The sequence below is a fragment of the Spirosoma oryzicola genome (assembly GCF_021233055.1).
In the GTDB taxonomy this organism is placed as follows: Bacteria; Bacteroidota; Bacteroidia; order Cytophagales; family Spirosomataceae; genus Spirosoma; species Spirosoma oryzicola.
Genome location: NZ_CP089540.1, coordinates 88,661 through 101,507 on the forward strand (window position 1 = coordinate 88,661; position 12,847 = coordinate 101,507).

Genomic DNA, 12,847 nt, shown 5'->3' on the forward strand with positions numbered 1-12,847 from the left:
TGTTTCTAAAGGGCCGTTCCCTATCAGGACAATCCAATTTTTAGGGTAGCTAAACATCTTTTCCGGCAATAGGATTTAGTTAGCGAATACCCGTTCGCCGATCTGTATCGTAAGCAAACAACTGGCTCAATTATCAGTCCAGAGAGCTCGCTATTTAGTTACGTATAATAGAATACAGCTTACTTGATCAAAACGATTTTTTGAACGGGATACACGTCAGACAAACAATCTGATCAACTAGTTAAACGCATTGCCTAACTGCCTGATATCATGGAAAATGCCCCCAATAACGAATCAAGACCCAGTAACCCAGACGAACAGAAGGCCGAAAACAAACCACAAAGTGGTCAACGATCTGGTCAGGGTACGGAGATGACCAACAACCACTACGATCTGCACGGAAAACCGGACGCCGACAAACGAAATTTTGTGGCTCCGGACAATGTGAATGCCAAGCACAAAAACCCTGTACTGGCCCAACCCCCCGAAGAATTTACAGGACTTAAACTCGGCAAACCCGCAACGGTTGCAGCTGGCGTTACCGCTGTACTTAAATCGATGGAATTTTCGTGGGGCGAAGCGGGTGTTGGTCGGGGAACGCACGCCTTGCTGAAGCTCAACCAAAAAGACGGTTTCGATTGTTCGTCCTGCGCCTGGCCTGATCCTGACGATCATCGGTCAGTGGCGGAATTCTGTGAAAACGGGGCTAAAGCAACGGCGTCCGATGCGGATACCCGTCGTGTTGATCCTGAGTTCTTCGCTAAGCACAGCCTGGTTGACTTGTCGCATATGACCGACCGGGATCTCAATAATGCAGGCCGGTTGACTCATCCGATGGTACTTCGGCCTGGTGCTACGCATTACACCAAGATTGAATGGAGAGAAGCGTTTCAGTTGTTGGCCGCCCATTTGAATGAATTAAAATCACCCGATGAAGCCGTTTTTTACACGTCGGGGAAAGTACCTAACGAACCGGCGTATCTGTATCAGCTTTTCGTGCGGGAGTTTGGTACCAACAATATGCCTGACTGCTCGAACATGTGCCACGAAAGCAGCGGCTCGGCACTGAGCATAAGTTTGGGACTGGGAAAAGGTTCGGTAACGCTGAACGACATTTATGACGCTGAGGTGATCATCATCATGGGCCAAAATCCTGGTACCAACCATCCGCGCATGCTGACGGCCCTTCAGATCGCCAAGCGGAAAGGGGCTAAGATTATTGCGGTAAACCCCCTGCACGAAGCTGGGTTGAGCCATTTTAAGAACCCGCAGGACTTCATGAATCCGATCAAAGCCGTCGGAACGTTGCTCGGCCACGGTACACCCATTGCAGATCTGCATTTACAAGTCAGAGTTAACGGCGACATGGCCGTGCTTCGTGGAATCATGAAGCATCTGCTGCGGGCAGAAGAACAGAATCCTGGAACCGTGATCGATCATGCGTTCATCAACGAGCACACGACCAACTATGAAGCGTTCCTAGAAACAATTCAAAATACTACCTGGGAAGACATCGAACTGATGAGTGGTCTGTCGCGCGAACAACTGCTCGAAGCCGCCAATATGATTGCCCCGAAGCAGAAAATCATTACCTGTTGGGCGATGGGACTCACGCAGCAAAAAAACGCCGTGATGAGTATTCAGGAGATCGTTAACCTGCACTTGATGAAGGGAGCCATTGGTAAGCCAGGAGCCGGTACGTGTCCCGTTCGTGGGCATTCAAACGTGCAGGGCGACCGGACTATGGGGATATGGGAGCGACCTCACAAAGAGTTCCTGGATGCATTGGCGAACGAGTACGGATTTGAGCCGCCCCGCGAACACGGCTATGATACGGTGGAAGCCATTAAGGCGATGCACGAGGGCAAAACAAACGTGTTTATGAGTCTAGGCGGAAACTTACTCTCCGCAGGGCCTGATACCGAGTTTATCGCCGAAGCCATTCGAAAGCAGAAACTTACTGTTTTTGTCAGTACGAAACTTAACCGGGGCCACCTGGTAACCGGTCAGACTTCACTAATCCTACCCTGCCTGACTCACCTCGACATTGATAGGCAACGTTCCGGGCACCAATTCACATCCTGCGAAAACTCAATGGGGGTGGTCAGTCAGAATAAAGGCGTTCTGCAACCGCTGGAAGGAGAGATGCTGAGCGAAGTTGCCATTATTTCAGGTATTGCACTCAGTACGTTGGGCGATCGAACAAAAGTCGATTGGGTTGGGCACACCGAAAATTACGACACCATTCGGGATTCGATTTCCCGCGTCATTCCCGGCTTTGATAAATTTAACGAGAAGATCCGGAAACCCGGCGGCTTTTACCTACCGAACGGTCCGCGTGAACGCAATTTCACGACCGAGAACGGAAAGGCCAATTTTACGGTGACCGACATGGTCATGCATCATATCGAGCCTGATCAACTGGTGCTGATGTCTATTCGCAGCCACGATCAATTCAACACAACGATTTACGACTACAACGACCGCTATCGGGGGGTGTATGGTGAACGGCGAGTCATTTTTATGAATTCACAGGACATGCAGGATCGCGGTATCAAAGAGCGGCAATTGGTGACGATTACGAGTTATTACGAGGGACAGCAGCGTAAGCTTGAGCGATTTATTGCTATTCCCTACAACATCCCTAAGGGCAATACAGCAGCTTACTACCCGGAAATGAATCCGCTGGTTCCCATGGCGAGTGTAGCGTATGTCAGTAACCAGCCAACTTCTAAATATGTAGTAATTACCGTCGAAGCCATTGGTGAGTTTCTTCCAGAAGGTAGTACATCATCTGTTCCGGTGGCAGCGCTAGCCGAGTGAAAATAGGTTTTTCAGACTATCCAGCCGGGTGGAACCATTGTTTAGGATGGTTTCACTCGGTTTTTATCGGTTGGGCGATGAACAAAACGAAAACCTGTTTCAGAAGTTGGACTGGGTTACGTCCACAGTAGAAGCATTTCAGAACATAACTTTCGAGGTGTAAGTGCTTAATTTGTTGGGCGTGTTTTTACTTCTAAAAAATATGGTACGATTAGCTATAATTTATTTAAGTATACCACTCAGTTTACTTTATTTACTATACTTGTAGTTTCGGCTTTAACTTTAAAACGACTTAAAAAAAACCCATATGGCCATTGCAATATCACTAATCAACTTACATAGCCAAGTGATGACTAGGTAAGTTGAACTTTTGTGCGGATAAAGCCAAAAAACAGTATGTATAACTCTCGAAAACTTTTCATTGAGTAAGACTTCCGAACCTGATAAATTCCGGATTGCTTGCCTATAAACTACCCATTCACCATCACTTAATCTGTTCAATCATGCCTAAGAATACTTTATACGTACCTCCTGCAAAAAAGATCTATCAAACGCCTACGATTAAAAAACTGGGCAATGTTAAAACGCTGACGCTAAAAGTGGGATCAAACACCGACGGTTTCGGAGGAACCTTCGTTTAAATAAAACCAGCCGTCGTAACCAGGTAACGCGCATGGCAATCACAAAATCGTAGAATGCACCTGGGTATTTCTCGTGCAAAAGAACACATCAGCAATAAACCGGTTGAGAGTATTCGGGCCCAGAAACGTGTTATATAAACCTTTTCTGGGTTTTCCAGTTTAATAAGGTTCGTTAGTGCCCGTTACGTTTCCGGTAAACCTGTTTATTCTTTAATGAACGGTAATTATAAGCCATTGGCTGATAAATCGCTTAATGAGCGTTTAGATATGAACTTTGCCTTGAAGGCAGCTCGATTGGGAGTCTGGGAGTTAGATCCGATTACGGACCAAGTCAGTTGGGATGAGCGATGCCAGGAGCTGTTTGGATTGAAAAAAAATAACCCACTCTCGTATCAACAAACGCTTCAATACATCCATCCAGAAGACAGGGTTCGGATAGATGAGGCCATCAAATGGTCCATGAATCCTCAGTCAGAAGGAGGGTATGATGTAATTTGCCGAACTCTTGGAGCCGACAACGACTTACAGCGGTGGGTTCGCTTTATTGGCCAAGCGTATTTCAACGATGCAGGGCAGGCATACCGATTTACCGGAATAGCCCAGGATGTAACGAAAGAGGTTGAAAGTCAGCAACCACTGAAAGCAAGTGAAAGTCGTTTTCGTAGCCTGATCGAAGAAGCGCCCATTGCTACTTGTTTGTTCGTGGGTCGGGAAATGGTTATTGAAGTAGCCAACAAACCCATGCTTGCTTTTTGGGGCAAGGGTAACTCGGTGATGGGCAAGCCACTGGCGCAGGCAGTTCCTGAACTGGTGGGTCAGCCTTTTCTGCAAATTCTGGCTGACGTTTTTATAACAGGTAAACCGTATTACGCGCTTGCTGATAAATGTGACCTGGTGGTAGATGGCAAGCTGTGTACGTATTACTTCAACTTCACCTATAAGCCGTTATTCGATGATCAGGGACAGGTGTATGCCGTCATGGATATGGCCGTTGACGTAACAGAAGAAGTTCTTGCCCGTAAGCAGCTGGAAGAAAGCGAATTTTATTCTCGGAACATCATTGAAAATTCACCCATTGCCAAGATCATTTTGTCGGGTGATGCAATGACAATCAGCCGGGTAAATGGGAAGATGCTGGATTTACTGGATCGGGATGCATCCATTGTTGGAAAGACCTTTACGGACGCTTTGCCAGAATTTGCCGATACGCGTCTACCAGCGCTGCTACGAAAGGTTTACAAAACGGGGAAAACGCATCATGAACCAGAGGGAAAATATGAACTGGCCGGAAATGAGAAGTCTTCGATTAAATACTTAAACTTCACATTCAAAGCACTACGAAATACGGCCGGTGAAATCTACGGTGTTATCAACACCGTGCTTGATGTGACCGATCAGGTACTGGCTCGGAAAAAAGTAGAAGCAAGTGAGGCTCAGTTAAAATCGGTTATTGCTTCCGCACCGGCTGCGATGGGTCTGTTCGTGGGTCGCGATCTGCTGGTGACAATGCCCAACAAAGCCTTTATTGATATAGTTGGCAAAGGACCCGATATCGAGGGGAAACCGCTTCGGGAGGTGATGCCGGAATTGCACAATCAACCTTTTCTTCAAATTCTGGATGATGTGTTTACTACGGGCAAGACGTTTCGGAGTTTTGGCTCGCAGGTTGATATCGTGCGGGATGGCGTAATGACTCACAATTTTTACAACATCACGTATAGTCCTCTTTTTGATGCAGACGGTAATGTATACGCTATTCTCGATATCGCCATTGACGTAACCGAACGGGTTGAAGCGCAGCAACAAATTGAAGAAAGCCGTCTTCAGCTGCTGGCGCTGTTCGAACAGTCGCCCGTCGCTATTGCCATTATCCGCGATCCTGATCTAACGTTTCAGATGGCCAATCCTGTCTATGGGGAACTGGTTGGACGCGCACCGGAAGACATTGTTGGAAAACCCCTGCTGGAAGCGATTCCTGAAATAGCAGGTCAGGGTTTTGATCAATTGCTTCGGGATGTCATTGCTACGGGTGTGCCTTACATTGCTAAGGAGGTTGCCGTAGACGTGGTGCGTTATAACCAGCTTGAGACGATTTATGTCGACCTTACCTACCAGCCACAGCGGGAAGCTGACGGGACTATCTCAGGTATTTTGGCTGTTGTTGTGGATGTAACACAGCAGGTTTTAAGCCGACGGAATATCGAAGAAGCCGAAGCGTCACTGCGGGGAGCCATCGAGTTAGCCGAGCTGGCAACCTGGACTGTAAACCTGATTACCGGTGAAATTACCAACAGCGCTCGTATGAAAGAGTGGGTTGGTATCGACGACGTTGTACTCAGCGCGACACCTGCTTACATTCCGGAAGATGAGTATGATCGTGTGCGCGAAGCGATGCAGCAAGCCATGCAGCCAGAGGGTAATGGGTTGTTTGACGTAGAACATACCATGATCAACATACGTACTGGTCGGCGTAGAATCATTCACGCGCAGGCAAAAACGTATTTCGATGCGCAGGGCAAGCCCTACAAAATGGTGGGTACCGCACAGGATATTACCGAGCAACGGCAGATACAACTGGCTTTGGAGCAGCAGGTACTGGAGCGCACTGAACAACTGGCGTCTATTAATAAAGAGTTAGTCTACGCCAACGAGGAATACGCGGCCATCAACGAAGAACTCGGAGAAGCCAACCAGTTGTTGAATCGTTCCAACGAAAACCTCCAGCAGTTTGCATACATCGCTTCTCATGACTTGCAGGAGCCGCTTCGAAAGGTACAGTCCTTCGGCGACATGCTGAAAAATCAATATAAGGATGAGTTGGGCGAAGGCGTTTTGTATCTGGAACGGATGCAGGCAGCCGCTGGGCGCATGTCTACACTTATCAAAGATCTACTGAGTTTCTCCCGAATATCTACCCAGCGAAACGCAAGCGAACCTGTATCCTTGGCAAAGGTTGTTCAGACGGTCGTATCTGATCTGGAACTAGTTGTTGAAGAAACCGGGGCGACTATCGAACTTGATGACTTACCAACTATTGAAGGTGATCGGTTGCAATTAGAGCAACTTTTTCAGAACTTACTTAGTAATGCTCTCAAATTTCGCCGGACCGATCAGGCTGGTATAACTGTTGAGCCGGTCATTCAAGTACGAGCAAAAACGTCAGGGGCGAGTGAGCTGCCGGTTGCCGTAAAACCCACTCGCACGGCTAAGTTTTATTACCAGATCGATGTGATTGACAACGGTATAGGCTTTGACGAGAAGTACTTGGATCGCATTTTTCAGGTTTTTCAGCGACTACACGGTAAGAATCAGTACGCCGGAACGGGTATAGGCCTGGCCATTTGCGAAAAAGTGGTCACCAACCACGGTGGAGCAATCACGGCGAGCAGCAAGCCAGGACAGGGGGCAACCTTTAGTATATACCTACCCGTTTGAGCCACATTTGCTATTTACACAGTGGGTAAAATTGGGCCAGTACATCAGTAAAAGCGTCTAGTCTAAAATGATTAATTGGTGAACAAGCTACTTTCCTTAAATGGGTTCATCTTTACGTCCGAATTGAAAAGGGTATGACAAGCAGATTTCCTATTTTACTCGTTGATGATGACCCCAATATAGCTGATGTCCTGACTCGGGCGGCAAAAACGAATTTCGAGGAGGCTACTTTCATTCACGTCAGTTCTTTTGAAGAAGCCAAACAGTACATTGAAGAATTGCAGGGGAGAGGGCCGAAACTAGTACTGCTGGACATTGATTTGCAGGATAAAGTTGACGGGCTGGATTTTTTAGCTTTACTACGGGCGCATCCTAAAGGCCGTACGCTGCCAGCCGTTATCCTGTCTGCCAGTAAAACGCCAGGCTTGGTAGAACGGGCTTATCTGTTTGGCGCTTCTTCGTTTACCGTTAAACCGTTCAGCTATGCTGGTTGGAAAGAGTATCTGAGTAATCTGAGAGCTTACTGGTTTGAAACGGTCACGCTCCATGATACACGGTATGATCAGGAGTAATCTGCTTACCGAGCAACCAGATAAAGTTTTATAATTTGCCTGGTACATTAATAGGTATTTACACCTTGAGCCTAAATAAACTATATTGCTCATTGATATAACCTGTTGTTGGCTAAACAATGGCTTTACAACAAAAAGACATCTTTTTAATGCGCGTAGTGTATAGTTTGATGCTAATAGGTATTGCTTTAGTCTTCTATTTGAGTTGGGTACCTAGTCCACAATTGGAAAAATTGTGGTTCATGCCAAGCTGGCTGACGCGTTGGACTGATACGCCTGGTAATGAAGACAGCCGAACCGCCGTTCCGTTCGTATTCTTAGGCTTGTTTGCCGGCTTTTTGGCGCGCGATCATCATCGCTTCTTGTACCGGCTGGTTATTTCGTGGTTCATTCTAGTTGGTGTTGTAACCATCGCCGAAGCAGGCCAGCTTGTTCTCCCTCACCGCGTTTTTCGATGGGCCGATATTGCCTGGGGAGCTGCCGGAGCGCTGCTTGGGTTACTGATCGCCAGCGTATTTATTCACATACGAAAACGCTTCAGAGCCTAAGAATTTACCCAATTTGTATCAGTTGAAAGGCTTGAAATCAGACCTTTTCGTTTAGGATTAGGACGATAATTCTTTTTGTTTGGGTAAACCAACGGCAGTAGGCTTTCTAACAGCTAGTAAAGTTATCACAGCGGAGAGTAATAGGGAGCCTGCCATGAATAGGTACGACATTCCAAACCCGTTGGTCGCATCATTCAGATAACCCACAATGTAGGAACCAATAAAAGAGCCTAAAGCACCAAAGCTGTTAATTAAGGCCATCGCTCCACCGGCCACATTCTTGGGTAAGAGGTCGGGGATGATGGCAAAAAATGGGCCGTATGGCGCGTACATCGCTCCGCCTGCGACAACGAGCAAGGCAAAGGACAACCAGAAATTAGTCGTGCCGATGAGATACGACCCGTAAAAAGCAAAAGCGCCAATCAACAGAAAGGGCCACACGAATGCTTTACGATTCAGCGTCTTATCTGAATAATAGGATGCACTCAGCATACCAATAATTGCTAATACGTAGGGAATCGCCGAAAGCCAGCCTGTTTTGACAATCGTCATATTGGGCGCGGCATTGATGATCGAAGGGAGCCACATGACAAAGCCATAGACACCGATGCTCCATAAGGCATATTGTAAACTGAGCAGAAGCACAACGCGCGACTTAAAGGCTTCGGCGTAGTTTTTGACCGGCTTAATTCCTTGCTGCTCTTTTTGAAGCTGTTCTTCCAACGCCCGCTTTTCCTCGCTGGTTAGCCAGTCTGCGTCCTGGGGGGAGTCATCGACCAGCCGCCACCAGAAAAACGCCCAAACGATAGCCGGGAACCCTTCCAGAATAAACATCCATCGCCAGCCAACTGCCTGGATTAGATAACCTGATAAGACCGACATCCAGAGAATCGTGGCTGGATTTCCGAGAATTAGAAAGGTGTTGGCCTGCGAGCGCTCGGCTTTGGTAAACCATCGGCTAAGAAAAAGCAGCATCGACGGCATGACGGCGCTTTCGACAACACCAAGCGCAAAGCGTATACCGATCAACAACGTCACATTGCTGATAATGCCCGTTGCCATGGCCAGGCCACCCCACAAAATCAATGACCAGAAGATAAGCTGTTTCGCACTTTTCTTTTCAGCGTAAATCGCTCCCGGAACCTGAAAGAAAAAATAACCAAGAAAAAAAAGCGAGCCCAGCAAGGACGACATGGCGTGGGTAATCTGTAAATCAGTCGCCATGCCGCTGGCGGCACCGAACCCAAAATTTGCCCGGTCCAGATAAGCCAGACTGTAAGTAACAAAGGCGACAGGGAGCAGTCGGTACCAGCGCGATTTAGCAATTGTGTTGTCCATAACAGCTTGAGTGAGCAGACTGTCCAGATGGGGCCACTATCGGCATGTAGTTTTCTGGAAGTAAGGCTCAAATTCACAAAGGCTGAACCAAGCGCTTTTTAATCAAAAGACTTTGCAACGCTCAATCAAAATCCATAATCATAGGCGAGTGTTGCAACTCGATAATGTATGACGTTGCTGTGCAGCAGTGACCAGATGGTAAACAGATGGTAACAGCCTTGAAAGACGCCACTGCATCTGCCCATGTTTGACCCGTTGTAGAAAAATTAACCTACTTGCTGAATAGAAAATAGATCAATCAGGCGATGGGCTGCCGGTAACTTTGCCAAAGTGAGATCATAAACAGACCAACACTTAAAACGGCTGATCCGGTAAACCATACTACCGGGTTGATATGAAAAAGCAGAAGTTGATTCGATAGGGTAACGCCCACAATGGCCACCAACGATATTACTAACACCGCCCGGTCAAGTCGATGTAATGAACGATTTGTCCAGATATTGGCGTATGTGAGGCCAAAACAGACTAAACCTGGCAGGATCGTCAGATGAGCATTGTAGCGAGCGGTTATGACGGCAAGCAGGGCTATCAGGAGTACGCCCAACGGTAGCCATCGGTTCGTAAACAGCTGGTTGGTACGCGGCATTTCGTTTGAAACGGATTCGGGCACTAGAAACATCTTTAGAACCGGCCACTCATAGAGTAACACCAGTACATTCATCAGCAAAAAGAAGGCATCAATATACGGTGTCCCCTGCCATTGCTGCGATATGGTAACGGCTAGTATACAACTATTGATTGGCATCAAAGTGACTAAGCCGAGCAAGCTATACCGTTGAGAAAAGACCAGAGCTCCCGTCAAGACTTGCGCAGTAGCAATAAATAAAGCAAAGCCCGCCAAACCGTACGGAGCCAGTGTGTTGATCAGGTGGGGCGGACCAATGAGCTGACCAAACTCACCGTCGGTCAGCTTGCAAAGACCCGAAGAGAAAAATAGGTAGCCTAAAAATAGCCGGGTAACGAGAGCGATAAAATCGATTCGACGCATGAACACGATGCGTTGTTAGGGCATTAGTTGAGTTTAGATACCCTGGTGTTGATGGTTGACTTATGCCGCTCTAATTCCTGCTGAACCGCTTTGGCGAAAGCCACCTTATCGGATTTGCGGTACTGCTCTACCTGCCGTTTTTTGGAGGGTGGAGCGAAATGGCGGTTGGTATTTTCACAAGCTCCCCATAGATCGGGGTTGAGTTTGATTTTATACTGTCGGATGGGCGTATCGACGCTAAACCAAAGATTGATGATGTTGCTGACGGTTGGTTTGATAAGAACGCTCATGATTGCTTAGTCGTAAGTTGTTAACTGTTGATTGGCCGAAGATATAAGCGAGTCGGCTGTTTGACAATCGATTGGGTATTAGTGGTCAGAAAACCGGTATAAACCCGCAAAATTGATACATGAACCGTTTCTGCTCTGTGTTATAAAACAACAGCTTCGACTTTTTGAATACGGTGTCTACTGTGTTAACTGAAAAACGAGTAGATAAGGACAGTTTTGTTAGGGTAACAATTTCATAATCGAAAAAGAAGTGACGTACCCTCTGATTAAGGTCTACACCGTAGGTCTACCTTTTTTAAGATGCTTTCTCATTGGATTATTGAGTTAATGAACTTGCTGGCTGGTAACAGTCGGTACGTTAGCTATTCGACTAAACAGCAGCTGGTTTTCATTTTCGGTTTACTTTTTTTTATTGGCGTTACGCTGCTTCTCTATCTCATTTGATGATTCGACACCCGCTTGGTTCTGAAAAACTTACTACGTTAATAAGATTGATTCTATAAGCCGGCTTGGTCAATTTTTACTGTACCAGAGGTAGGCAATTAAATTTCTATTACGTATTTCGACAAAACATAACAGAGCCCTAATCAGACTGTAATACTCTAGTAATAGTTGATGAGTTGCTTTGTACAAGTGTAACCTACAACTTGTTCATGCAGTCCAATAAACTTCTTCTATCGGCGACAACGGTTTTTTCTTTTCTTGCCTTAGCCGCCTGTCAGGATCATCGAGATCCAAATAGTCCAGCCATTACGTTACAAAACCGGTCGGTAACGCCTGTTTTAGCCAGAGTTCTGCCAGGTTCGGTCAGCGGTGTCAATTTGTACTCCTTGTTGAGCAGCGATGACCAATTGGAACAATCGCCTAACTACGTTTTTGGGGGCTCGGCCGATGGAGCCGGTATTCTTCAAAATCCGGATGGCAATTACTCGGTCCTGGTTAACAACGAAGATAACTTTGCGGTATCCCGTCTTACGCTTGATAGATCGTTCAAGCCGATTAAAGGCGAGTACATTCTCAACTCCGACGGAGGTACCTGGCGGTTGTGCTCAGCCACGCTTGCTACTCCCGTCGAACACGGTTTCGGACCCGTTTTTCTGACTTGTGGTGAAAGTGGGCAGGAGTCGCGTACGCACGCGCTTCGGGTTGATGCCGATCCTCAACAGGCCGCTATCTCGCGTGAAGTAGCCGCTCTAGGACGGTGGAGTGCCGAGAATGCCTTACCCTTGCCAAAAACGGCCTACCCAGGAAAAACGGTTATTGTCATTGGTGATGATGATTCGGACGTCAACGGTGGGCAGGTCGCTATGTACCTGACCAACTCGGTTGGCGATCTGGAAAACGGATCGCTTTACATGCTTAAGCGGACCGACGGCAATCAGCGGGAAATGGATATGAAAGCGGGTACGAAATACGACGTTGAGTTCGTAAAAATCGAAAACCACAAATCGCTGACCGGCGCTCAGATCAACGCTAAAGTTAACGATCTGAAAGGCATTAAATTTGGCCGCGTCGAGGACGTTGATTATCGCAAAGGTGGCGCGGCTAATGGTCGTGAAGTTTTCTTTGCCGTAACGGGACAAAATAACACGGGTGTCAATGCTGATTATTCACGCTCGAAATATGGTCGTATCTATAAGCTGACGCTCGACGCTAACGACCCGACTAAGGCGAAACTGGAAGTAGCGCTTGACGGTGATGACCGCAATGGTATGGCGAAGACATTTCAGGACCCGGACAACATCTGCGTTACCACGAATTATGCGTACATCATGGAAGATCCTAATGAGTACGGCGACGAAAAACACGATGCCTATGTATACCAGTATGACCTGAACACGGGCAAACTAACCCCCGTACTCGAACTTGATCACCGCCGGATGGAGGCTGATGCCGCCAAGTACAACGTGGGGGGTACATCGAAATTGGGTTCGTGGGAAAGCAGTGGCATGATCGACGTTTCTGACGTGACCGGTCGTCCGAATACGTTTATGCTGGGTATTCAGGCCCACACCTGGCGTGGTGATAAATACAAAGGTGTGGATGGCGGTTCGGTGCGGAAAAACGAAAACCAGGCTAGCCAGCTCATTCTTATCGAAGGGTTACCGCGCTAATAAACCCTTATTCCTATGCTTACCTGACCGGAAGAGAT

9 protein-coding genes are annotated in these 12,847 nt (G+C 47.3%); 6 read left to right on the forward strand and 3 right to left on the reverse strand.

Annotation, left to right across the window (positions count from 1 at the left end; genetic code table 11):
• Positions 1-270 precede the first annotated feature (270 nt).
• The 5 genes from LQ777_RS25705 to LQ777_RS25725 all read left to right on the forward strand — a co-directional run bounded on the left by LQ777_RS25705 (position 271) and on the right by LQ777_RS25725 (position 8,019).
• The gene (locus LQ777_RS25705) at positions 271-2,823 is read left to right on the forward strand and encodes an FdhF/YdeP family oxidoreductase (protein ID WP_232563305.1); all 2,553 of its coding nucleotides are present in this window, start codon (positions 271-273) and stop codon (positions 2,821-2,823) included.
• A gap of 503 nt (positions 2,824-3,326) precedes the next feature.
• Positions 3,327-3,464: a hypothetical protein gene (locus LQ777_RS25710; protein WP_232563306.1), complete on the forward strand. Its 138-nt coding sequence runs from the start codon at positions 3,327-3,329 to the stop codon at positions 3,462-3,464.
• A gap of 213 nt (positions 3,465-3,677) precedes the next feature.
• Positions 3,678-6,899 carry a PAS domain-containing sensor histidine kinase gene (locus tag LQ777_RS25715; protein ID WP_232563307.1) on the forward strand — a complete coding sequence of 1,074 codons (3,222 nt, stop codon included), beginning with the start codon at positions 3,678-3,680 and terminating at the stop codon, positions 6,897-6,899.
• Between the two features lie 134 nt (positions 6,900-7,033).
• Positions 7,034-7,471 carry a response regulator gene (locus LQ777_RS25720; protein ID WP_232563308.1) on the forward strand — a complete coding sequence of 146 codons (438 nt, stop codon included), beginning with the start codon at positions 7,034-7,036 and terminating at the stop codon, positions 7,469-7,471.
• Positions 7,472-7,713: 242 nt separating this feature from the next.
• Positions 7,714-8,019, forward strand: a complete 306-nt coding sequence (locus tag LQ777_RS25725; RefSeq protein ID WP_232563309.1) for a VanZ family protein — start codon at positions 7,714-7,716, stop codon at positions 8,017-8,019.
• Between the two features lie 57 nt (positions 8,020-8,076).
• Here LQ777_RS25725 and LQ777_RS25730 read toward each other — a convergent pair whose 3' ends face one another.
• From LQ777_RS25730 to LQ777_RS25740, 3 genes are all read right to left on the reverse strand, one after another.
• Positions 8,077-9,357 (reverse strand): MFS transporter, encoded by a 1,281-nt coding sequence (locus tag LQ777_RS25730; protein WP_232563310.1) that lies wholly within the window; start codon positions 9,355-9,357, stop codon positions 8,077-8,079.
• Between the two features lie 298 nt (positions 9,358-9,655).
• A complete protein-coding gene (locus LQ777_RS25735; protein WP_232563311.1) occupies positions 9,656-10,405 on the reverse strand; it encodes a hypothetical protein in 750 nt (249 codons plus the stop codon).
• Positions 10,406-10,428: 23 nt separating this feature from the next.
• Positions 10,429-10,695, reverse strand: a complete 267-nt coding sequence (locus LQ777_RS25740) for a hypothetical protein (RefSeq protein WP_232563312.1) — start codon at positions 10,693-10,695, stop codon at positions 10,429-10,431.
• A 653-nt stretch (positions 10,696-11,348) separates the two neighbouring features.
• On the opposite strand from LQ777_RS25740, the gene LQ777_RS25745 reads away from it, so the two are divergent.
• Positions 11,349-12,809 (forward strand): PhoX family protein, encoded by a 1,461-nt coding sequence (locus LQ777_RS25745; RefSeq protein WP_232563313.1) that lies wholly within the window; start codon positions 11,349-11,351, stop codon positions 12,807-12,809.
• The last annotated feature ends 38 nt before the right edge of the window (positions 12,810-12,847 follow it).

What these genes read in the sequence shown, in the direction of transcription:
- LQ777_RS25720 (WP_232563308.1), top strand. Translation starts at nt 7,034, where the DNA reads ATGACAAGCAGATTTCCTATTTTACTCGTTGATGATGACCCCAATATA.
- LQ777_RS25715 (WP_232563307.1), top strand. Translation starts at nt 3,678, where the DNA reads ATGAACGGTAATTATAAGCCATTGGCTGATAAATCGCTTAATGAGCGT.
- LQ777_RS25735 (WP_232563311.1), bottom strand. Translation starts at nt 10,405, where the DNA reads ATGCGTCGAATCGATTTTATCGCTCTCGTTACCCGGCTATTTTTAGGC.
- LQ777_RS25725 (WP_232563309.1), top strand. Translation starts at nt 7,714, where the DNA reads ATGCCAAGCTGGCTGACGCGTTGGACTGATACGCCTGGTAATGAAGAC.
- LQ777_RS25705 (WP_232563305.1), top strand. Translation starts at nt 271, where the DNA reads ATGGAAAATGCCCCCAATAACGAATCAAGACCCAGTAACCCAGACGAA.
- LQ777_RS25710 (WP_232563306.1), top strand. Translation starts at nt 3,327, where the DNA reads ATGCCTAAGAATACTTTATACGTACCTCCTGCAAAAAAGATCTATCAA.
- LQ777_RS25740 (WP_232563312.1), bottom strand. Translation starts at nt 10,695, where the DNA reads ATGAGCGTTCTTATCAAACCAACCGTCAGCAACATCATCAATCTTTGG.
- LQ777_RS25730 (WP_232563310.1), bottom strand. Translation starts at nt 9,357, where the DNA reads ATGGACAACACAATTGCTAAATCGCGCTGGTACCGACTGCTCCCTGTC.
- LQ777_RS25745 (WP_232563313.1), top strand. Translation starts at nt 11,349, where the DNA reads ATGCAGTCCAATAAACTTCTTCTATCGGCGACAACGGTTTTTTCTTTT.